Origin of the sequence: Kitasatospora sp. NPDC002551, assembly GCF_040296005.1 — a bacterium.
Lineage (GTDB): Bacteria > Actinomycetota > Actinomycetes > Streptomycetales > Streptomycetaceae > Kitasatospora.
In genome coordinates this window covers 1-23,375 of sequence record NZ_JBEOWI010000086.1, presented here as the reverse complement: position 1 = coordinate 23,375, position 23,375 = coordinate 1, and the positions used below count along the sequence as shown (strand labels likewise).

Here is a 23,375-nt window from a genome sequence, read left to right as displayed (position 1 = left end):
GCACGTCCAGGCCGTTGGGCAGGGTGTAGCCGCGCACGACCTCGCCGACCGGGTCGGGCAGGCCCGCCACGTCCCGGACGTCGGCGGCGATGGCCTGGAGCACCGGGGCGGACTCGTCCGTGCGGGCGGATCAGAAACTGGGTGCCGAGGTGGGCGCGCGCAGCGTGCCCAGGTACGGGTACCACAGGTGGTCGGGGTTGTTCTCGACCTCGGCCACCACCTCGCGCATCGCCTTGAGCGCCTTGGGCTCCTCCCCGTCGTACACGTCGCCCTGGAGCATCTTCAGCACGTCGACGCGGTAGCGCGGGTCCTGGACGAAGGCGGTGAACAGGACGTTCAGGCGGTAGTAGATGGAGATGAACTCGTACCAGTACTTCACCGCGCGGCGCAGCTTGTTCTCGTAGGTCTCGAAGCGCTTCCTGGCGAAGTCGCCGGCTTCGTGGGCCGCGATGATGTCCTGCGCGGCGATCCGGGCGCTGTTGAGCGCGACGCTGACGCCGCTGGAGAAGATCGGGTCGACGAACCGGGCCGCGTCCCCGATCAGGATGAAGCGGTCGCCGGTGATCTGCTTCATCGCGTAGCTGTAGTCGCCCTCGGGCTTGAAGGGCCGCACGCGGCGGGCCTTCTTGAGCGCGTCGTGCAGGTCGGGCCGGCTGGAGACGAAGTCCCAGAAGAACTTCTCGCGGTCGGCGTTGGCGTCGGCGAACCGCTTCTTCTGGGTGACCACGCCGATGCTGGTGATCGTGTCGGTGATCGGGATCTGCCAGATCCAGGTGTCCTTGATCGGCAGGAAGTGCACGAAGATGTGGTCGACCTGGGTGGCCTCGCCCGCCAGGGCGTTGCGGTCGAGCCCCTCGAACCAGGTGTGGATGGCGTACTGGTCGAAGACCGGGTCGGCCACCTTCACCTTGAGCTGGCGGCCGAGCAGCGTCTGGCGGCCCGACGCGTCGACGACCATCCGCGCCGTGAACTCGGTCTCCTTCGAGGCCAGCCGGCAGGTCAGCCGGACCAGCTCGGGGTCGTCGAAGTCGACCTTGGAGACGCGCACGCCGTTGAAGACGGTGGCGCCCTGCTCGTCGGCGTGGCGCAGCAGGATCGCGTCGAACCGCCCGCGGTCCACGTGGAAGGTGTAGTCGCGGTCCACCCCGGGCTGGTTGCGCTCGACGAACTGGATGTCGGCGGTCCAGCCGTGGCTGAGGCCGCTGTACCCCAGGCGCGGGATGTCGCGGGACTCGCCCGAGGTCCAGGAGGCTCCGAACTTCTTCGGGAAGCCGGCCTCGTCGATCTTCTCCAGGGCGCCGATCTCGTGGAGCACCGGCGTGGTCGCGGGGACGAGGGACTCCCCCACGTGCGGACGCGGGAAGGTCTCGCTCTCGAAGACCGCGACGGACATCCCCGCGCGGGCCAGATAGGAGGCGACGGTGGAGCCCGCGGGCCCCCCGCCGATCACGGCGACATCGAAATCGGCCTTCATGCGACGGTCTCCTCACCCGCGGTGTCCGCGGCCAACTCGGCGAGCATGCCCGCAATGGTCCTGACATCCCGGAAGTGCCGGAGGTCGATCTTGGCCGGCGATACGTACAGGCCAAGCCCGTCCCGGATGAACGTGAGCAGGAGCGCGACCCGCAGCGAGTCGAGGATCCCGGTCTCCATGAGCGGGGTGGTGTCGTCGAACCCCTCCCCCTCGTCGCCCTGGAGGAACTCCTCCAGGACGAAGGTGACGAGCACGGACGCGTAGGCGTCCTCGCTCCGGTCGGTGTGCACGGTCTTCGATGTGGCCATCGCCTCCGCTTTCTGCGTTGTGCGGGACACTCCCGCGTTACCGTTCCGAGGTGTGCTGGTCACCCGGACCCAGCGCCTCGGCCGTGAGGTCGTCCTCCGACAGCCGGTCGATCTCGCTGCGGACCGTCTCCTCCACCACGGCGGCGAGCCCGGCGACCGTGCCGGACTCGAACACCGCCCGGGTGGGGAAGTCGATGTCGAACGCCGTCTGGATGCCGGCGATCAGCCTGATCGCGAGGATCGAGTTGCCCCCGGTGTGGAAGAAGTTGCTGTGCGCCCCGGCCGGGACGCCCAGAAGCTCGGTGAAGATCTCCGCGATCCGCTCCTCGACGACGCCGCGGGGCGGCTCCAGCCGCTCCCCGTCCGCCGGGCCCGGTGCGGGCAGGGCCGCGCGGTCCAGCTTCCCGTTGGCCGTCAGCGGGACGGCGTCCAGCGGCGTGAACGACCCCGGGACCATGTACTCGGGCAGCCGTGCCGCGCAGTGCGCGGCGAGCTCCGGGCCGGCGTCGGCCGTTTCCGGCCCGGGCCGCTCCGGCACCCAGTAGGCGGCCAGCACCGTCTCGCCGGTGCCTCCCTCCCGGGCGACGACCACGGCCTCCCGCACGGCGGGGTGTTCGCCGAGCACGGCGGTGATCTCGCCGAGTTCCACCCGGTAGCCGCGGAGCTTGACCTGTCCGTCCCGCCGGCCGACGAAGTCGACCGAGCCGTCGGCCAGCAGCCGCACCAGGTCCCCGGTGCGGTAGAGGCGCGCGCCGGCCGGGCCGTGGGGGTCGGGCAGGAACCGCTCGGCGGTGAGCACCGGCCGCCCCGCGTAGCCGCGGGCGACACCGGTGCCGCCGACGTACAGCTCGCCGACCGCGCCCACCGGCAGCGGGCGCATCCGGGCGTCGAGCACGTGCATCGCCATTCCGGGCAGCGGGCGCCCGATGGGCACGGACTCGCCGGCCACCGGGGCCGTCACCGGGTGCACGCAGGTGCCGACGGACGCCTCGGTGGGCCCGTACTCGTTGATCAGCCGGCCCTCGCCCAGGGCGCGCGCCCAGCGGTCGGCGGCCCGGACCGGCAGGGCCTCGCCCGCCACCACGATCACCTCGGCCAGGTCGGTCAGGCGCTCCGGCGTGACCTGCTGCGCCAGGATCTCCAGGTGGCCCGGGGTCAGCTTCAGGAAGCTCAGCGGCCCGGCGGCCAGCAGCTGTTCGCCGAGCCGCGCCAGGTCCAGGTCCTGCGGCAGCAGGTGCAGCGGCCGGCCGGCCAGCAGCGGCGCCCACAGGTTGGGCACCACCAGGTCGAAGGCCGCGGAGGAGAACAGGGCCGCGCCGCCGGTGCCGCGCGCGGCGAGTTCGTCGACCGCCCAGCGCACGTGGTTGGCCAGGCCGCGGTGGGTGACCTGGACGCCCTTGGGGCGCCCGGTGGAGCCGGAGGTGTAGATCACGTACGCCAGCCGGTCGGTGTCCGTGGTCCGGTCGGGCCGGGACGCGGGCTCGCCGGCGAGGGCGGCGGCGTGGGCGTCGACCAGGACGTGGTGCACGCCCGGGACCGCCCCGGTCCGCGCGCCGTGGGCGGCGTCCGTCACCAGGACCGGCGCGCCGGCGTCGTCGAGGACCGTCCTGACCCGCTCCGCCGGGAAGGCGGGGTCGAGCGGCAGGTAGGCGCCGCCCGCCTTCCACACCGCGAGCAGGGTGGCGGGCAGGTCCACCGTGCGGCCGAGCAGGACGCCGACCACGGTCTCGGGGCCGACGCCGAGGCCGCGCAGGTGGTGGGCGAGCCGGTTGGCCCGCGCGTCCAGCTCCGCGAAGGACAGCGTGCCGCCGGCGTCGGCCAGGGCGGTGGCACCGGGCACGGCGGCGGCGCGCTCCTCGAACAGCTCGGGCACGCCGGCCGTGACGGGCGCGCCCGGCGTGCGGCTCCAGCCGTCCAGGGCCCGCCGCTCGCCGTCGGTCAGGAGGTCCAGGGCGTCCAGGCGCCGGGCCGGGTCCTGCGCGGCCGAGCGCAGCAGTTCCTGGAAGTGGCCGGCCAGGCGCTCGGCGCCCTCCCGGGTGAACAGCGCGGTCGCGTACTCCAGGGCGCCGACGACGGTGCCGTCGGGCTGGGCGCGCATGTACAGCGTCAGGTCCGTCTTGGCGATGGTCGACACCTCGGTGACCAGGTCCAGGTCGGCGGCGTCGGCGGGCGAGCCGGTGAGCGTCTCGTCGTGGTAGTCGAAGGCGACCTGGTACAGCGGGGTGCGCGACAGGTCCCGGTCGGGGGCGAGTTCGGCCACCAGCCGGTCGAAGGGCAGGTCCTGGTGGGCGAAGGCGTCCTTGCAGACGTCCCGGACCCGGTCGAGGGCCTGCTCGAAGGTGAGGTGCCCGGCCAGCCCGGGGCGCAGGACCAGGCTGTTCAGGAAGAAGCCCACGACGTGCTCGAACTCGGAGCGCTCCCGCCCGGCGACCGGGGTGCCGAGCGTGCCGTCCCACTCGCCGGTGTGCCGGGCGAGCAGCGTCGCGAACCCGGTGAGCAGGGTCATGAACGGCGAGGCCTCGTGGTCCCGGCCGATCCCGGTGAGCGCGCGGGCCACCGGGGCGGGCACGGTGAACGGCACGACGGCGCCGCGCGCGTCCCGGGCCGGCGGCCGGGGCCGCTCGGGGTGCGGGGCGAACGGCTCGGCGCCGTCCAGGACGGCCTTCCAGTGGGCGAGTTCGCCGGCCACGAAGGCGTCGGTGAGCTGCTCGTGCTGCCAGGCCGCGTAGTCGGCGTACTGGACGGCGAGCGGGGCGAGGCGGGCCGGGCGGCCGGCCGTGAGCGCGGCCAGGACCTCGTGGAACTCCTCCCGCAGGATCGTCGCCGACCAGCCGTCGCCGACGATGTGGTGCATCAGGAGGGCGAGCGTGCCCTCGGCGGTGTCGGCGGCGTCCGGGTCGAGGACGAGGACCGCGCGGACCACCGGGCCGCTCTCCAGGTCGAACCCGCGCTCCGCCTCCCCTTCGATGACGGCCCCGGCCTCCGCGCGCGGGGCGCGCACGGTGCGCAGCTCCACCGGAGCGGGCGGGTCGATCACCTGCATCGGCTCGCCGGCCACCGGGACGAACCGGGTGCGCAGGCCCTCGTGCCGCTCGGCGAGCACGTCCAGGGCCCGCCGCACGGTGTCCGGACCGGTGCCCGCGGGCACCCGGACCAGCAGTCCGGTCACCCACTCCCGGCTGCGCGGTTCGATCCGGTCGAGGACCCACAGCCTGCGCTGCCCCGCCGACAGCGCCAGCGCGCCGGTCCGCGGCACGGTCCGCACCGGCGACGGCGCCGCGGGGCCCGCGTCGAGCAGCAGCGCCTGGGCGGCGACGGTGGTCGCCTCCAGCAGCCGGGGCAGCCCGACGTCCCGGCCCGACTCGGCGCGCAGCCGGTTGGCGAGCCGGACGAGCTGCAGCGAGGAGCCGCCGAGCTGGTAGAAGTCGTCCTGCGCCCCGATCCCGTCGGTGCCCAGGACCTCGCGCCACACGCCGGCCACGAGGCGCTCGGTGGCGCTGGCCGGGGCGTCGTTCCGGTCGGCGGCGAGGTCCGGGGCCGGCAGCGCGAGGCGGTCCAGCTTGCCGCTCGACGTCCTCGGGAACGCGTCCAGCTCGACGAAGACCGCGGGGAGATGGCTGGTGGGCAGGCGCCCGCGCAGGAAGTCGCGCAGCTCCCGGTGGCGGTCCGCCGCGGACCGGCCGGCTCGCCCCTCGGGGTCGGTGCGGACGTACGCGGCCAGGCGGGTGTCGCCGGTGGACGCGGTGAACGCGGTGACGGCGGCCTCGCGCACCCCGGGGTGGGCCGCCAGGGCGGCCTCCACCTCGCCGGGCTCGATCCGCACGCCGTTGACCTTGACCTGGTGGTCGATGCGGCCCAGGTACTCCAGCTGCCCGTCGGCCCGCCGCCGGGCGATGTCACCCGTGCGGTACAGCCGGGCCCCGGGCGGGCCGTCGGGGTCGGGCACGAAGCGCTCGGCGGTCAGGGCCGGCCGGCCGAGGTAGCCGTGGGCGACGCCGATGCCGCCCGCGCACAGCTCGCCCCGGCCGCCGGGGGCGACGGGCCGGCCGTCGTCGCCCAGGATCGACACCCGCATGTTGGCGATGGGGGTGCCGATCGGCACCGGCCCGGTGCGCTGCAGCGGGTCGACGTCGTAGCCGGTCACGTCGATGGAGCACTCGGTGGGGCCGTAGGTGTTGCAGACCGTCACCTCCCGCCCGGCCGTGCGGGCGCGGGCGAGGAACCGCTGCACCAGCTCGGCGTGCAGCGCCTCGCCGGCGCAGAACAGCACCCGCAGGGCGGTGCAGCCCTCCCAGCCCGGCTCCTCCACGAGGGCGCGCAGCACGGAGGGGACGACCTGGAGGACGGTGATCCGGTGCTCGGCCAGGGCGCGCAGCAGCGCCGCCGGGTCGCGCTCCGCGCCGACCTCGGCGAGCACCACGGTGCCGCCGCTGACCAGCGGCGCGAAGATCTCCCAGCAGGCGGCGTCGAAGGTGAGGGGCGTCTTGTGCAGCACCCGGTCCCCGGCGCCCAGCCGGTAGGCGTCGACCACCCAGGCGATCCGGTTGCCGATGCCGCCGTGGCCGATGACCACGCCCTTGGGGCGGCCGGTGGAGCCGGAGGTGAAGAGGACGTAGGCGGCGTGGGCGGCCGTGACCTCGACGTCCGGAGCGCTGTGCGGGCGCCCCTCCAGGACGCTCAGCTCCGGGTCGAGCAGCACCTGGCGGACGCCGTCCGCAGCCGCGGCGCGCCGCAGTTCCTCCTCGGTCACGACGACCGTGGCGCCGGTGTCGGCGAGGATGCCCGCGGTGCGCGGCGCGGGGTGGTCCGGGTCGAGGGGGACGTAGGCCGCACCGGCCTTCCAGACGGCCAGGAGGGCGATGACCAGGCCGGCGCCCCGGCGCAGGCAGACGCCGACGGGGACGTCCGGGCCCGCCCCCGATTCGAGCAGCAGGTGCGCCAGCTGGTTGGCCCGCTCCTCCAGCTCGCGGTAGGTCAGCCGGTGGCCGCCCGCGAGGACGGCCACCGCCTCGGGGGTCGATGCGGCCTGCCGGGCGACGCGTCGGTGCGTCGGCGGCAGGTCTGACGGCTGTGCGGCGCCCTGCATTGTTGTTCCTTCCCCTCTGCCAGGACTTGCCCGCCCGCTCCGGGGCGGACGGTCAGTGCACGCGCTCGAACGTCACCGGAAGCCGTTTGAGCATCCGGAAGTTGATGCTGTCCATCCACTGCGGCCGGGTGTCGACCTGGCGCAGGCCGGTGCGTTCCAGGAGCCTGCGCAGCGCGACGTCGATCTCCGCGACGGCGAGCGAGGCGCCGAGGCAGTAGTGGATCCCGTGTCCGAAGGACAGGTGGTCCGCGGCCCGGCGCGTGATGTCGAGCCGGTCGGGCTCCGCGTAGTGGAGCGGGTCCCGGTTGCCGGAGCCCAGGACCAGGGTCACCGAGTCCCCCTCGGGGATCCGGTGGCCGCCGGCCTCCAGGGCGGTCAGGGCCGCCCGCGTGGTGAACTGCACGGAGCTGTCGTAACGCAGGAGTTCGTGGGCGGCCTGCACCCCGAGGTCGGGCCGCTGCCGCAGCAGCTCCGCCTGGTCGGGGTGGTGGGCGAGGGCCAGCACCGCGTTGCCGATGAGGTGGGTCGTGGTGGCCTGGCCCGCGTCGATGAGGAGCAGGAAGTTGGCGAAGATCTCGTCGTCGCTGTAGTCGCCGTACTGCAGCTGCTCGGCGATCATCTGCGTGAACAGGTCCTGCGCCGTGCCGTTGCGGCGGCCCTCGGCGTCCTCCTCGAACGCGGTCCTGAGCTCGGTGATGCGGCCGATCTCGGCGCGGGACTGGGTGAAGAACTCGTGGAGCAGGCCCGGCCAGTTCTCCAGGAGGTGCCCGGCCTTCTCGGGGACGCCGGCCAGGCGGGCGATCACCCCGCGGGTCAGCGGCTCGGAGAAGTCGTGGACGACGTCCATCCCGCCGCGCTCCTCGGCCCGGTCCAGCAGCTCGTCGGCGAGCTTCTCGATCGCGGGGCGCATCTCGCGCACCAGCCGGGGCGTCAGGCCGGGCTTGACGAGGCGGCGCAGCCGGGTGTGCCGGGGCGGCTCGTTGAAGAGCATCATGTCCGACAGCGCGTTGGCGAGCGGTTCGATCTCCGCGCGCACCTCGGAGGGCAGTTGCTCGTGGAAGCTGCCGATCCGGGCGCCGGAGAGGCGCTCGTCCTTGGACAGCCGGCTGATCTCGTCGTAGCCGAGGACCACCCAGGTCCGCATCCACTCGTCGTAGTAGACCGGGGACGCCTCCCGCAGCTCCCGGTAGTAGGCGTAGACACCGTAGGGGTCCGCGGACCACTCGGGGGAGAACAGGTTGAGCAGGCTCGGAGTCTGCGGATCGGGCATGCTACGACCGCTTTCCTGTCGGCTGCGGGGACACGGGTTCGGGCACGAGGGTCTCGGCCAGGAGGGAGGTCAGCCGGGGCAGGCACTCCTCGAAGTAGAAGTGCCCGCCGGGCAGGACGTGGGTCCGGGCGCCGCCGATGGTGTAGTCCTTCCACAGCGCCATGTCCGCGGGGGTGGCGGCCCGGTCCTCGGCGCCGGCGACCGCCTCGACCGGGCAGGACAGCGGGGCGCCGGGCGTGAACTCGTAGGCCCCGGTCCAGCCGAGGTCGGTGCGGATCACCGGGTGGGCCACCTCCCAGATGTCGTCGTCGTCCAGGGAGTTCGCCCCCGAGCCGCCGAGCGACTGGATGTAGCGGCGCATCTCGTCCTCCTCCAGCGGCCGGCGGGCCCGCCGGTGGGTCCCGGGGGCGCGGCAGGCGGAGACGTAGAGCCGGGCGAGCGGCGAGGGGTAGCGGGGCTGCAGGCGGCGGGCGACCTCGAAGGCGACCACGGCGCCCATGCTGTGCCCGAAGAACGCGGTGGGCACCTCGAACCGGCTGCCGACGGCCGCGGCGATCTCCTCGGCGAGCTCCGGGATCCCCGCCGGGACCGGGTCGGCGAGGCGGTCCTGCCGTCCCGGGTACTGCACGGCCACCAGCTCGACCGACTCCGGCAGGCTCTCGGCCCAGCCGCGGAAGGAGCTGGCGGCGCCCCCGCCGTAGGGGAAACAGAAGAGCCGTGCGCGTGCGGCGGGCCGCGGGACGTACACCCGGAACCAGCTTCCTCGCTGATAGGTCATCGGCCGGTACCCGTCCTGGTGTCGGCGGCGTGTGCCGGGGCCTGAGAGGTCTCCATGGGTCTCACCTTCCGGGCGGCCTCTATATTTCTTCGGTATCCGGGCTATGCGCGGCCCGCTCCGGCGGACCGTCCACGGGCCCGGCCGCCGGGGTGCCGGCGGCGTCGCGCACCGCAGGGCTCAGCAGCGCGGCGACGGTCGTCACGAGCATCGCGACACCCACGCCGAGGACGGTGGAGGTGGTGCCGACCGCTCCCAGCAGGAAGCCGGCGATCAGCGGCCCGAGGGAGTTCGTGCCGGACGTCAGCAGCATCGCGACGCTGCTGACCCGCCCCTGCAGCCGGTCGGGGGTGACCTGGACCTGGTAGACGCCCGCCGCCACGTTCATCAGCGCGCCGGCGAAGGTCAGTCCGGCGAACACCCCGCCCAGGGCGAAGGGGTTGTCGCTCAGGGCGACCATCGGCATCAGGACGGTCCAGGCGGCGAAGACCCCCCGCAGGATCGCGGAGACGGAGAAGCGCCTGCCGAACCACGAGCCGGCCAGCGCCCCGCACACCCCGCCCACGCCGGACACCGTGCCGATGACGCCGATGACGGCGGGCGAGCTCCCGGACTCCTTGACGATGACGACCAGGGTGAGCGAGAGGACCTGGAAGAGGATGTTGGTCCCCGCGACCAGGCTCACCGCGGTCCGCAGGAAGCGCTGCCGCCACAACCAGGCGAAGCCCTCGGCGAGTTCGGCGCGCAGGTCCTTGCGGACCGCGGTGCGCTCGCTCTGCAGGTCCTTCTTGATCGCCAGCAGCGTCAGCAGCGCGAAGAGGTGCCCCGCCGCCGTGAACACGAAGGGCAGACCCCGGGACACGGTGAACAGCGAGCTGCCCAGGGGCTGGCCGAGGAGGCCGGCGGCCCGGCCTCTGGCCTCGTTCTGGGAGAGCGCCGCGGACAGGTGCCGGGGCTCGACGACGTTGCGGACGGCGGCCCGCTCGGCGAGCCGGTAGAAGATCCCCGCGGCGGCCTCGACGAACGCGGCCGCCATGAGGTGGGGCAGCAGGACGCGGCCGGACAGCAGGACCAGGCCGACGCTGCCCATGGCCAGCAGTCCCGCCACGTCACAGGCGATCATGGTGCGGCGCCGGTCCCAGCGGTCGACCACGACACCGGCGGGCAGCTGCACGAGCAGCAGCGGCAGCAGCGCCGCGAAGCCCACCAGGCCGGCGTCGACCGTCGATCCGTTCTGCCAGACCATCAGCAGCGGGTACGCGACGGTACCCACCCGGGTGCCGAGGATGGAGATGCCGGCCCCGGTCCACAGCTTGAGGAAGTCGCGGTTCCTGCGCAGCGGCGGACCGGGCGGCGTCTCGGCCAGGGTCGGGGCCTCCTGGGCCGCGCTCATGCGGCGGCCCCACCACCGCGGCACCACTCGAGCACCGCCATGGCACTGTGCATCTTGTTCTCCGCCTGGGCGAAGGCGATGCTGGTCGGCCCGTCGAGGACCTCGGCGGTGACCTCCTCGCCCCGGTGGGCGGGCAGGTCGTGCATGAACACCGCCTTCGGGCTGTCCTCCCAGAGGTCCCGGGTCACCTGGAACGGGGCGAAGACCTCCCGCCACTCGGGGTCGGGCTTGTTGGTGCCGGTGGTCTGCCAGCGCGTGGTGTACACGGCGTCGGCGTCGGCGGGCAGGGCGTCCATGTCGTGCCGCTCGACGAACGACGCGCCGCTGCGGCGGGCGTGCTCCTCGGCGCGCGCCCTGACCTCCTCGGTGAGTCCGTAGCCGGGCGGGGTGCGCAGTTCGAGCAGGGTGCCGGGGAAGCGCGGCAGCGCCAGGGCGAGCGCCGCCGCCGTGTTGTTGCCCTCGCCGACGTAGACCACGCGCAGGCCGTCGATCTCGCCGAAGCGGCCCTTGAGCGTGGTGAGGTCGGTGAGCGCCTGGGTGGGGTGCTCCTCCTCGGTCATGGCGTTCACCACGGAGAGCCGGCGGGGGTCGGCCCAGGCGGCCAGCTCCCGCTGCGGGCTTCCGGTCCGCGCGACGACCACGTCCAGCATCCGGCCGAGGACCTTCCCGGTGTCGTCGAGCGACTCACCGGTGTTGGTCTGCAGGTCGTCGGGGCCGTAGGCGATGATCTGCGCGCCCAGGCGCAGCGCGGCGGAGGAGAACGCGGTGCGGGTGCGGGTCGACGTCATGCGGAAGTAGACGCCGACGACGTCCCCGGCGAGCGGTCTGGGCTCACCGGCGCAGCCGGCGGCGAACGCCGCTCCGCGGTCCACGACGGCGCGCAGTTCGCGGTCCGTCAGGTCGTCGGTCGACAGCAGGCTTCGATGGGGATGGCGGGATTCCAAGGCGGGTGTCCTCGATTCGGTCGTCGCGGGTTCGTGCTCTCGGTGGGCGCTCACTGGGCCGCGGAACCGGGCTCCTCGCCCGGCGTGGTGGCGGAGACGAAGGTCCGGACGACCCGCTCCCCCGCCGAACCGTTGGTCAGCACGACCCAGCCGGTGCCCGAGCGCAGCGTGCAGGTGGCCAGCGCGTGGTAGCCGACGGGCTCGCCGCCGTGGCCGAACTGCGGATCCGGGCCGGTGGTGTCGCAGACGGCGCCCAGGCCGTAGAAGCTGTCGGGGTACGGGGTCAGCAGCTCCTCGGCCCGCTCCCGCGAGAGCAGGGCGAGGGGCCGGCCGAGCGCGGAGCGCCGTACCTCCAGCACCGCCTTGGCGAGGTCGGAGGCGGTGCTCCACAGGCCGGCGGCCGCCGCGTCGGGCCGGACCAGCCAGCCGCCGTCGACCGGGTTCCCCGCGCCGTCGTGGCCGAGCGCCACGGGGCGGCCGGACTCCAGCGGGAAGGACTGGTCGAAGCTGCTGCCGTCCATGCCGAGCGGCTTGAACAGCACCTCGCGCATCACCTCCGGGAACGCCTCCCCGGTGGCGTCGGCGACCGCCTGCTGGACGACCCAGTAGTGCACGTTCGCCTTGGCGAAGCCCGCGCCGGGCACGGCCTGCCGCGCCACCGGCGCGTTGACGGCCGGCGGGCGGCCGTGCAGGAGGTCCGCCAGGGTGGGCACCGACCCGGCCGGGTAGCCCTTGCCGGGCGCGGGGGCCAGGCCGGAGCGCATGGCGAGCAGGTGGCGCAGGGTCGTGCGCGCGCCGTCGGCGGAGGCGGGCACCCGCCATCCCCTGAGGTAGCGGTCGACGTCCTCGTCCAGGTCGAGGACCCCCTGGTCGACGAGGGCCAGCACGCCGATGGCCGTGAGGTGCTTGCTCATCGACCCCACCTGGAACAGCGTGTCCGGGGTCACCGCGGCGCCGCCGCGGGTGAGCGTCCCGAAGCCCTCGACGGCGACGAGTTCACCGCCCTCCAGCCGGGCCACGCTCGCTCCCGGGACACCGGTCCGCTCCATGGCGCGCGCCGGGGAGGGCAGCGCCGGGACCGGGGCGGCCGTCCGCGGGCCGCGCTCCGGGCCCTGCGCGGGCGCCTGCCCGCGGAGCTCCTCGTCGACCGCGGCGGCCAGCCTGCCCAGGGTGAGGTGCTGGTAGACCATGAACAGCGTGAGCGGGAGCCCGGCCTTGCGGGCCTCGGCGACCTGCCGGATCACCAGGATCGAGTGGCCTCCGAGGTCGAAGAAGCCGTCCTCGGTGCCGATCCGCTCGACACCGAGCAGGGCGGACCAGATCCCGGCGAGCGCCCGTTCCGTCGCGGTGGCCGGCGGCGTGTGCGCGGCCGCGGCGAGCGCCGCCCCGGGCGCGGGCAGCGCCCGTTCGTCCACCTTGCCGTTGGCGTTGAGCGGCAGCCGCTCCACGGTCACGTACGCCGACGGCACCAGGTGCTCGGGCAGGGTCCGGCCGAGCTCCGTGCGCAGCGCCCCCGCGTCCAGGGGCCCTTCGGCCCCGGGGGCCGGCACCAGGTACGCGACGAGGCGGACGTCGCCGGGGGTGTCCTCCCGGGCGGTGACCCGCGCCTCGGCGACCGTCCCGAGGGCGGTCAGGGCCGCCTCGATCTCGCCGGGCTCGATGCGGTGGCCGCGCACCTTGACCTGCCGGTCGACGCGCCCGAGGAAGGCGACGTCGCCGTCCGGCAGGACCCGGGCCAGGTCGCCCGTGCGGTACAGGCGGGCACCCGGCTCGCCGTGGGGGTCCGGCACGAACCGGTCGGCGGTGAGGTCGGGCCGGCCCGCGTAACCGCGGGCCACGCCGGCGCCGCCGACGTACAGTTCGCCGGGCGCCCCGACCGGCACCGGCTCCAGACGGGCGTCGAGGACGTACATCGCCATGTTCGGCAGCGGCCGCCCGATCGGCAGCACGTCCGTGACCGGCGGCCGCGTGACGGGGAAGACGCAGGTGCCCACGGATGCCTCGGTGGGCCCGTACTCGTTGACGATCAGGGTCTCCGGGGCGAGCGCGCGCCAGGCGTCCAGGGTGCGCCGGTTGAACGCCTCGCCGGCCACCACCAGCAGCGGGGCCAGCGCCCGCGCCTGCTCGGCGGTCAGCTGGTGGGTGAGCACCTCCAGGTGGGCCGGGGTGAGCTTGACGAAGCTGTACGGCGCGGACGCGGCGAGCCGCTCGCCCAGCCGGTCCAGGTCCCTGGGCAGCACCCGCACGGTCTGTCCGGAGAGCAGCGGCGCCCACAGGTTCGGCACCGCCAGGTCGAAGGCGAGCGAGGAGAACACCGGCGCGCCGCCCGTGCCGCGGGACGCGAGGTCCCGTACCGCCCAGCGCAGGTGGTTCGCCAGCCCGCGGTGCGGGACCAGGACGCCCTTGGGACGCCCGGTCGACCCCGAGGTGAAGATCATGTAGGCGAGCCCGTCCAGGTCGGCGGTGACGCCCAGCGGCCGCGCGGACCGCGCGGCGATCCGCCTGGCCTCGCGGTCCACCAGGACGATCCGGCCGGTGAAGGCGTCCGTGCACCGGTCCCGGTGCTCCGCGAGCGTGACCACGACCGCGGCGCCCGCGTCCTCCAGGAGCCGGCCGAGCCGGTCCACCGGGTGGGCCGGGTCGAGCGGCAGGTAGGCGCCGCCCGCCTTCCACACGCCGAGGAACGCCACGATCAGATCGGCACCGGGTTCCAGCAGCACGCCGACGACCGACTCCGCGCCCACGCCCGCGGCCCGCAGGTACCGGGCGAAGCGGTTGGCCCTGGCGTCGAGTTCGGCGTAGCTGAGCCGGACGTCGCCGTCCTCGACGGCGAGCGCGTCGGGCCGCAGCGCCGCCCGCTCCTCGAACTCCTCGAGCGCGCTGCGCCGCACCGGCTCGTCGGGGTGGCGGGCCCACGCGCCGAGCAGCAGCTCCCGCTCGCCGCCGGGGAGCAGAGCGGTCCGGGCGTCGCCGTCCGGGTCGGCGGCCATCGCCTCCAGGACGGCCCGGAACATCGCGGCCAGCCGTGCGGCGTTCGCGCGGCTCACCGCCCGGGTGCGGGTGCGCAGGGTGAGCCACCCGGTGCCGGAGGCCACCGAGAACGGGAACTCGTTGGTGGAGAAGCCGGTCCCGGCGGCGGTGTCGGCCACGCCGTCGTCCGCCCCGCCGAAGTCCTGGTGGCTGAAGTAGACGTCGATGAGCCGGCCGGCCCCGCCCCGCTCGCGCTGGATCTCCGGCATCGGGAAGTGCCGGTTCGCCCAGGTCAGGGCCTCCCGCTCGAAGACCTGCCGGACCAGTTCGCGCCAGGTCCGGGCGGTGTCGTCGGCGGGGAACGGCAGCGTGTTGAGGTGCATGCCGCACACCTCGTCGGCGCCGCGCGCCTCGGGCCGGACGTGGGAGGTGAGGCCGGTGAAGAAGGCCCGCTCCTCGGTCAGGCCGCCCATGACCTTCAGGAAGGCGGCGAGCAGCACGCTCTTGACCGAGGCCCGCGCCTCGGAGGCGAGGCCCTGCAGGCCCTCGCGCAGGTCGTCGAAGGGCACCCGCAGCGTGTACGACTCCGCGGGCGCGTCCGGGCCGTCGCCCCAGCCGGCGGGGAGCACGAACTTCTCGTGCCTCCCGACGACGCCGCGCCAGAAGTCCCTGGTCTGCGGCGACTCCAGCGCGCGGAGCTCCGCGGCGACGACGTCGGCGAACCGGACCCCGGGGCGCTCGTACGGCGCGGGCGGCGTGCCGTCCCGGAAACCGCGGTAGGCGTCGAGCAGCTGGCCGAGCAGCAGGTCCAGGCTCCAGCCGTCCAGGATCACGTGGGACTCGGTGATGGTGAACTGCCAGCTGTCGTCCGCGCACAGGTGGACGAGGATCCGCATCAGCGGGGCCCGGTCGTGCTCCAGCGGCGACTCGCTCTCGGCCGCCACGTAGTCCCGGACGGCGCGGTCCTGCGCCGCCGGGTCCTGGTCCCGGAGGTCGACCACCCGGACCGGCAGGCCCGCCGCGGCGTGGACGAGCTGCAGGGGCACGGAGTACGTCTCCGTGTCGACGGAGGTCCGCAGCACCTCGTGCCGCTCGACCAGCAGGTCCACCGCGCGCTGGAGCGCGTCCGCGTCGAAGGCGTGGCCGTCGCGGAACCGGACCGAGTTGACGAGGTGGTACTTGCGCGGCCCGTCCGCGGAGAGCATCTCCACGAGCATGCCGGTCTGGTTCTGGGTCAGCGGGTAGGCGTCGGCGAGGCCCTCGGGCAGCAGTTCCCGGTCGTGCTCGGAGAGCAGCGCGAACGGGGCCACCGCCGCGTCCCGGGCGGTGAGGCCGTCCCGGTCCTGGAGCCGGGCGCTCAGCTCGGCGAGCGTCCGGTGCTCGAACACGTCGGGCATGGTGGCGTCGAGGCCGGCGGCGCGCAGCGCGCCGATCAGCGCGACGGCCCGGATCGAGTCCCCGCCCAGTCCGAAGAAGCTGTCGTGGGCACCGACCCGCTCCACGTCGAGGACCTCGGCCCAGACCTCGGCGACCCGCCGCTCCATGCCGGTGCGGGGCTCCGCGTAGGCGGCGCGGGCCAGCGAGTCCTGGTCGGGCGCGGGAAGCGCCCTGCGGTCCAGCTTGCCGTTGACCGTCATCGGCAGGGCGTCCAGCGGGACGAACGCCGAGGGCACCATGTACTCGGGCAGCGCCAGGGCCAGGAACCCGCGCAGGTCGGCGGGGTCGGGCGCCGCCCCGCCCGCCGGCACGACGTAGCCGACGAGCTGCGCCGCGCCCGGGGCGTCCTCGCGCAGGAGGACCACCGCGTCGCCGACCGCCGGGTGCTCGGCCAGGCGGGCCCGGACCTCGCCGAGCTCGATGCGGAAGCCGTGCAGCTTGACCTGGTCGTCGATGCGGCCGAGGTACTCCAGGCTGCCGTCGCCCAGGCGCCGCGCCGTGTCCCCGGAGCGGTACAGGCGGGAGCCGGGCGGGCCGTAGGGGTTGGGCACGAAGCGCTCCGCCGTCAGCGCGGGGCGGTTCAGGTAGCCGCGGGCCAGGGCGGGCCCGGCGATCTGCATCTCGCCCGGCACGCCGGCGGGCACCAGGTTGCCGAGGCCGTCCACCAGGTGGATCCGGGTGTCGCTGAGCGGGCGGCCGATCGAGTACGGCGCGCCGGGCCTGAAGTCCCGCCTGGCCACGCGGTGGTAGGTCGCGTACACGGTCGTCTCGGTGGGGCCGTACAGGTTGGCCAGGGCGGTGCGGCCGACGCCGAGGCGGGCGGCCCACGGCTCCAGGGCGGCGATGTCGAGCGTCTCGCCGGCGAACAGCACCGCGCGCAGCGAGAGCCGCCGCAGCCGGTCGTCGTCCGCCGCGGCCGCCGCGGCCAGCGGCCGGAAGGCGGTGGACGTCTGGCAGAGCACCGTGACCTCGTTCTCGACGAGCAGGTCGAGGAAGTCCTCCGGGGAGCGCGCGACGTCCTGCGGCACGACCACCAGCCGGCCGCCGTGCAGCAGCGCGCCCCACAGCTCGAAGACGGAGACGTCGAAGGCGTACGAGTGGAAGAGCGCCAGGGTGTCGGACCCGTCGAGGGCGAAGTGCTCCCCCGTGGTGTCCATCAGCCGCATCACGTTGGCGTGCGTCAGGCACACGCCCTTGGGCAGGCCCGTGGAGCCGGAGGTGTACATCGTGTAGACGAGGTTGTCCGGGACGGCGGCGGGCCGCGGGTCGGTGTCCGGGCGGGCCGCGAGCAGCTCGCGGTCGCGGTCGAGGACCACCAGCTCGCCCCGGTGGACCGCGGAGAGCGGTTCCGCGTGCGCCCCGGTCGTGACGACGAGGCGCGCCCCGGAGTCGGAGAGCATGAACCCGAGCCGGTCGGCGGGGTTGGCCAGGTCGAGCGGCAGGTAGCCCGCGCCCGACTTGAGGACGCCGAGCAGCGTCGGCACCAGGTCGATGCCGCGCTCCAGGCAGACGCCGACCAGCGACTCCGGGCCCGCGCCCAGCGCGCGCAGGTGGTGCGCCAGCCGGTTGGCCCGCCGGTTCACCTCCGCGTAGGTCAGCTCCTCGCCGCCGGCGACGACGGCGACGGCCTCGGGATCGGCGGCCGCCTGCTCCTCGAACACCTCGTGCAGGCAGCGCGACACGGCCTCGAAGGAGTCCGCCGGGCCCGCGCCGAGCAGCCGCTCCCGCTCGCCGCGCGGCAGGTACACGGCCCGCGCGTCGCCGTCGGGGTCCGTCGCCATGGCCTCCAGGACCTCGCGGAACATCGCGGCGACCCGCTCGGCGTCGGCGCGGCCCATCACCGCGGTGCTGGTGCGCAGGTTGACGTGGTCGTCGCCGTGGGCGTTGACCGACAGGCCGAACTCGGTGACCGCGCTGCTGACGACGGTCGCCGGCGCGCTCTCCCGGCCGCCCGCCTCCGGCGCGCGGCCCTGCCCGAAGTCGACGTAGTTGAACATCACGTCGATCAGGCGTCCGCCGGTGCCCGCCTCGCGCTGGATCTCCGGCATCGGGAAGTGCCGGTGCTCCCAGGCCTCGATCTCCCGGTCGGACACCTGCCGCACCAGCTCGCGCCAGGTGCGGGCGCCGCGGTCGGCGGGGAAGGGCAGGGTGTTCACGTACAGGCCGTAGACCCGGTCGGCGCCCTGCTCCTCCGGACGGACGTGGCTCACCAGGCCGGTGTGGTAGGCGGGTTCGTCGGTGAGCTGGCCCATCACCTTCAGGTGGGCGGCCAGCAGCACGCTCTTGACCGAGACGCCCTCCGCCGCGGCGAGCGCGCGCAGCGCCTCCCGGTGCGCGTCCAGCGGCACCTTGACGCCGTAGGCCTCGGGGGCCGCCGCGGTGTCCGCCCAGCCGGCGGGCAGCGTCAGCTTGGCGTGCCCCTCGACGACGCCCTTCCAGTAGGCGCGGGCCTCCGGGGAGCCGAGGGCGGCGAGTTCGGCGGCGACGGTGTCGGCGAAGCGCACGCCGGGGGCCTCGTACGGCTCGGGCTCCAGGCCGTCCCGGATCCGCCGGTAGCAGGCCAGCAGCTCCTTGACGAGCAGCTGGTGGCTCCAGCCCTCCAGGATCGCGTGGCTCTGGGTGAGGGTGAGGAACCAGGCGCCGTCGCCGGCGGCGTGCGCGAAGGCGCGGATCAGCGGCTCGCCGGAGGCGAGGTCGAAGGTCTCGGCCTGCTGCGCGGCGACGTGGGCGGTCACCTCGCGCCGCTGCCCCTCCTCGTCCAGGCCGCTGATGTCCCGCCAGTCGAACGGGATCTCCGCCGCGGTGCGCACCAGCTGCATCGGCACCGAGTAGCCGGTGAGGTCGACCGTGGTGCGCAGCACGTCGTGCCGCGCCGCCACGGTGCGGACCGCCTCGCGCAGCGCCTCCGGCGCGAGGGGCCGGTCGTCGGGGACCAGGACGGCCGCGACGTTGTGGTACCGGTTCTCGCCGCCGCCGGCCAGCATCTCCACGAGCATGCCGGTCTGGTTGCGCAGCAGGGGGTAGGCGTCGTCGAGTCCGGCGGGCAGGGCGCGCCGGTCCTCCTCGCCGATCAGGGCGAACGGCCGGACGGACTCCGGCTGTCCGGCACCGGTCCCGGCCGCCGGCTCGCCGCCGGCCGCCTCGTCCTGAACCTGCCCGGGCGCGGCGAGTGCCTCGCTCAGGCCCGCCACGGTGCGGTGCTGGAAGAGGTCGCGCACCGACACGTCGAAGCCCGCGGCGCGCAGCGCGCCGACCAGGGCGACGCCGCGGATGGAGTCGCCGCCGACGGCGAAGAAGCCGTCGTGGATGCCGACCTGCCGGATGCCGAGCACCTCGGCCCAGACGGCGGCCACCCGCTCCTCGGTCGGGGTCCGGGGTGCGGCGTAGTCGCCGCGGGCCACGGACTCCTCGGTGGGCGCGGGCAGGGCGCGCCGGTCCAGCTTTCCGTTGACGGTCAGCGGCAGGGCGTCCAGCGCCACGAAGGCGGAGGGCACCATGTACTCCGGCAGGCCGGTGCCGCAGTGCGCGGCCAGGTCGGCGCTCGCGGGCAGGCCGGCGGCCGGATCGGCGGGGACGCCGTACGCCACGAGCAGCTTCTCGCCGGGGCGGTCCTCGCGGACCAGGACGACGGCGTCCCGGATCCCGGGGTGGCCGGACAGCACGGCCTCGATCTCGCCGAGCTCGATCCGGTAGCCGCGCAGCTTGACCTGGTCGTCGGCGCGGCCGAGGAACTCCAGCCGGCCGTCGGGCCGGCGCCGGGCGAGGTCGCCGGTGCGGTACAGGCGGGAGCCGGGCGGGCCGTAGGGGTCGGGCACGAAGCGCTCGGCGGTCAGCGCGGGCCGGTTCAGGTAGCCGCGGGCCACGGCGGGACCGCCGATGTGCATCTCGCCGGCCACCCCGGCCGGCACGAGCCGGCCGTCGCGGTCGAGCAGGTGGACGCGGACGTCGTCCAGCGGGGTGCCGATCGGGATCAGGGCGCCCGCCTCGCCGTCGCCGGGCGCGAGGGTGTGGAAGGTGTCGACGACCGTGGTCTCGGTGATGCCGTGGGCGTTGACGAGCACCGGCCGTTCCAGGCCGAGCCGGTCGGTCCAGGGCCGCAGGTCGGCCAGTTCCAGCGGCTCGCCGCCGTTCATCACCATGCGCAGCGCCAGCCGGTCGATCCGGGGGTCGCCCTGCGCCGCGAGGTCCACCAGCGGGCGGAAGGCGGACGGGGTCTCGGCGAGCATCGTCACCCCGTGCTCGACGAGCAGGTCGAGGAAGTCCTCCGGGGAGCGCGCGACGTCCTGCGGCACGACCACCAGCCGGCCGCCGTGCAGCAGCGCGCCCCAGAGCTCGAAGACGGAGACGTCGAAGGCGTACGAGTGGAAGAGCGCCCACACGTCGTCCGCGCCGAAGGGGAAGCGCCGCCGCATCGCCGGGAAGAGCCGGAGCGTGTTGGCGTGGGTGACCGTGACGCCCTTGGGCCGCCCGGTGGTGCCGGAGGTGAAGATGACGTACAGCGCCTGGTCCGGGCTCACGGGGTGGCCCGGGTCGGTGTCGGGCCGCGCGGCCAGGGCCTCCCGGTCACGGTCGAGCAGCACCAGCCCGCCCGGGACGGCGTCCTCGACGAGGGAGGCCAGGGCGCCGTCGGTGACGACGGTGGCGACCCGGGCGTCCTCGGCCACCTGGCGCAGCCGGGCGGCGGGGTTGGCCGGGTCCAGCGGCACGTACCCCGCGCCGGACTTGACGATGCCGAGCAGCGTGGGCACCAGGTCGACGCCGCGCTCCAGGCAGACGCCGACCAGCGACTCCCGGCCCACGCCGAGCGCCCGCAGGTGGTGCGCCAGCCGGTTGGCCCGCCGGTTCACCTCCGCATACGTCAGCTCCTGGCCGCCGGCGACCACCGCCACCGCCTCCGGAGCCGCCGCGACCCGCGCCTCGAACACCTCGTGCACGGCCCGCGGATCCGTCTCGACGGACCCCGCGCCACTCGCCGCCAGCAACAACTCCCGTTCGCCGGCGGGCAGGTACACCTCCCGGGCGTCACCGTCCGGGTCGGCCGCCATCGCCTCCAGCACCGCACGGAACATCCCGGCGATCCGCTCGGCGTCGGCACGGCCCATGGTGCGCGTGCTGGTCTTGAGGTTGAGCCCCATGCCGATGGTCGCGGTGACCGCGAGGGCGAACTCGGTCGCCCCCTCGCCGAGGCCGGTGCGCGCGTCGACGGCCCGGTCCTCGATCTCGGGGAAGTCCAGGTAGCTGAACAGGGTGTCGATCAGCCGTCCGGTGGTGCCGGCGGTGCGCTGGATCTCCGGCATCGGGAAGTGCCGGTGCGGCCAGATCCCGGCCTCCTGCTCGAAGACCTGCCGCACCAGCTCGCGCCAGGTGCGGGCGCCGCGGTCGACCGGGAAGGGCAGGGTGTTGACGTACGTCCCGAAGACCCGGTCGGCGCCGAGCACCTCGGGGCGCACGTGGCACACCAGGCCGGTGTGGAAGGCCGGTTCGTGGGTGAGCTGGCTCATCACCTTCACGTACGCGGCGAGCAGCACGCTCTTCGGCGAGGCGTGCGAGCGCGCGGCCAGCGCGCGCAGGCGCGGCTCCAGGTCCCGCACCGGCACCGGGACGGTGAAGTCCTCCCCGGCCGCGTCCGGCACCGCCCAGGCGGACGGCACGGCCAGCGGGGCGTGGTCCTCGACCACGGAGCGCCAGAAGGTGCGGTCCTCCGCGGAGTCGAGGGCCTTGAGTTCGGCGGCGATGGAGTCGGCGAAGCGCACCGGGGGAACGTCGTACGGCTCGGGCTCCAGGCCGTCCCGGATCCGCCGGTAGCCGGCCAGGATCTCGGTCATGAAGGAGTGCAGGCTCCACCCCTCGATCACGGCGTGCGAGGAGGTGAAGGAGAGCCGCCAGCCCTCCTCCTCGGTGTGGACCGAGATGCGCACCAGCGGCGCCGCCGCCAGGTCGAAGGAGCGGGCCCGCTCGGCGGCGACGTACGCCGTCAGCGCCTCGCGCCGGCTCCCCTGGTCGATGCCGCGCAGGTCGTGCACCGACAGCGGGATCGCGACCCGGGTGTGCACCAGCTGCATCGGCACGGAGTAGGAGGCGAGGTCCACGGAGGTGCGCAGGACGTCCTGGCGGGCGACGACCGCGTCGGCGGCGCGGCGCAGCGCGGGCTCCGAGAACGGCACGTCGTCCTGGACGTAGTACGAGGTGACGGCGTGGTAGCGGTTGCGGTCGGTGTCGGCGAGGGTCTCGACGAGCATGCCGGTCTGGATCCGCGACAGCGGATAGGCGTCGTCCAGCCCCTCCGGCAGCCGCTCCCGGTCCTCCGCGGACACCAGCGCGAACGGCTCGACGAACTCCTCGCCGCCCGCCGCCAGCGCCGACCGGCCGGTCAGCGACTCCGCGAGACCCGCGACCGTCCGCTGCTCGAACACGTCGCGCACCGACACGTCCAGGCCCTCGGCCCGCAGCGCGCCGATCAGCGCCACCGCCCGGATCGAGTCGCCGCCCAGATCGAAGAACCCGTCCAGCACACCGACCCGCTCGACCCCCAGCACCCGGCCCCACACCACCGCCACCCGCTCCTCGACCGGGGTGCGCGGCGCCACGAACTCGGCGCGGGCGTAGGAGTCCTCGCCCGGCTCGGGCAGCGCGTCACGGTCCAGCTTGCCGTTCGCCGTCAGCGGCACCGCCCCGATCTCGACGAACGCCGACGGCACCATGTAGTCGGGCAGTTCGGCGGCGCAGTGCGCGGCCAGCTCGGCCCCGGTGGGTGCGGCGGCCGGGTCGGCGGGAATGCAGTACGCCACCAGCCGGCCGCCGCCGGGGGTGTCGTCCCGGGCGACGACCACCGCGCCGCGCACGCCCGGGTGGGCGGCCAGGACCGCTTCGATCTCGCCGAGTTCGATGCGGTAGCCGCGGATCTTCACCTGGTCGTCGATGCGTCCCAGGTGCTCCAGGGTGCCGTCGGGGCGGCGCCGGGCGAGGTCGCCGCTGCGGTAGAGGCGGGAGCCGGCCGGACCGAACGGGTCCGGCACGAAGCGCTCGGCGGTCAGCGCGGGCCGCTCCAGGTAACCGCGGGCCACGCCGGGACCGCCCACGTGGATCTCCCCCGGCACGCCGACGGGCACCAGGTGGCCGCGCGCGTCGAGGAGGTGGACCTGCCATCCGGCGATGGGCTCGCCCACGGGGCTCGCGCCGCGCGCCGCGAGGTCGTCCTCGGTGATGCGGCGGTGCGTCACGTGCACGGTGGTCTCGGTGATGCCGTACATGTTGACCAGGGCGGGCCGTTCGAGGCCCAGCCGGTCGGTCCACGGCCGCAGTTCGGACACCTCCAGGGCCTCGCCGCCGAAGACGACGTGCCGCAGGGCGAGCCGGTCCACGCGCGGGTCGCCCTCGCCGGCGGCCGCGACCAGGGAGCGGAAGGCGGTGGGCGTCTGGCTCAGCACCGTCACCCGCTGCTCGACCAGCAGGTCCAGGAAGTCCTCCGGGGAGCGCGCGACGTCCTGCGGCACGACCACCAGCCGGCCGCCGTACAGCAGCGCGCCCCACATCTCCCAGACCGAGAAGTCGAAGGCGTAGGAGTGGAACAGGGTCCAGACGTCGTCCTCGGTGAGGTCGTAGCCGGCGCGGCCGCTCTCCACGAGGCGGGTGACGTTGCCGTGGGTGAGGACGACGCCCTTGGGCCGGCCCGTCGAACCCGAGGTGTAGATCACGTAGATCGCGCTGTCCGGACCGGC

General features: G+C 74.7%; 8 protein-coding genes. All 8 read right to left on the bottom strand.

Annotated elements, in window-relative coordinates; genetic code table 11:
• Positions 1 to 130: 130 nt before the first annotated feature.
• The 8 genes from ABT093_RS38085 to ABT093_RS38050 all read right to left on the bottom strand — a co-directional run bounded on the left by ABT093_RS38085 (position 131) and on the right by ABT093_RS38050 (position 23,357).
• Positions 131 to 1,474: an NAD(P)/FAD-dependent oxidoreductase gene (locus ABT093_RS38085; RefSeq protein WP_350572068.1), complete on the bottom strand. Its 1,344-nt coding sequence runs from the start codon at positions 1,472 to 1,474 to the stop codon at positions 131 to 133.
• Entirely contained in the window at positions 1,471 to 1,782 is a 312-nt protein-coding gene (locus ABT093_RS38080; RefSeq protein WP_350572067.1) for a hypothetical protein, read from the bottom strand. The genes ABT093_RS38085 and ABT093_RS38080 overlap by 4 nt, the downstream gene beginning before the upstream one ends.
• A 37-nt stretch (positions 1,783 to 1,819) precedes the next feature.
• Positions 1,820 to 6,868: a non-ribosomal peptide synthetase gene (locus ABT093_RS38075; RefSeq protein ID WP_350572066.1), complete on the bottom strand. Its 5,049-nt coding sequence runs from the start codon at positions 6,866 to 6,868 to the stop codon at positions 1,820 to 1,822.
• Between the two features lie 52 nt (positions 6,869 to 6,920).
• Positions 6,921 to 8,138 (bottom strand): cytochrome P450, encoded by a 1,218-nt coding sequence (locus ABT093_RS38070; protein ID WP_350572065.1) that lies wholly within the window; start codon positions 8,136 to 8,138, stop codon positions 6,921 to 6,923.
• A 1-nt stretch (position 8,139) separates the two neighbouring features.
• Positions 8,140 to 8,916 carry a thioesterase II family protein gene (locus tag ABT093_RS38065; RefSeq protein ID WP_350572064.1) on the bottom strand — a complete coding sequence of 259 codons (777 nt, stop codon included), beginning with the start codon at positions 8,914 to 8,916 and terminating at the stop codon, positions 8,140 to 8,142.
• A gap of 79 nt (positions 8,917 to 8,995) precedes the next feature.
• On the bottom strand, positions 8,996 to 10,306 hold the full coding sequence (locus ABT093_RS38060; protein ID WP_350572063.1) for an MFS transporter: 1,311 nt from the start codon (positions 10,304 to 10,306) through the stop codon (positions 8,996 to 8,998).
• Complete coding sequence (locus ABT093_RS38055; RefSeq protein WP_350572062.1) at positions 10,303 to 11,250, bottom strand: ornithine carbamoyltransferase; 948 nt, start codon at positions 11,248 to 11,250, stop codon at positions 10,303 to 10,305. Before ABT093_RS38055 ends, ABT093_RS38060 begins: the two co-directional genes overlap by 4 nt.
• Positions 11,251 to 11,300: 50 nt before the next feature.
• Positions 11,301 to 23,357 carry a non-ribosomal peptide synthetase gene (locus tag ABT093_RS38050; protein ID WP_350572069.1) on the bottom strand — a complete coding sequence of 4,019 codons (12,057 nt, stop codon included), beginning with the start codon at positions 23,355 to 23,357 and terminating at the stop codon, positions 11,301 to 11,303.
• Positions 23,358 to 23,375 lie beyond the last annotated feature (18 nt).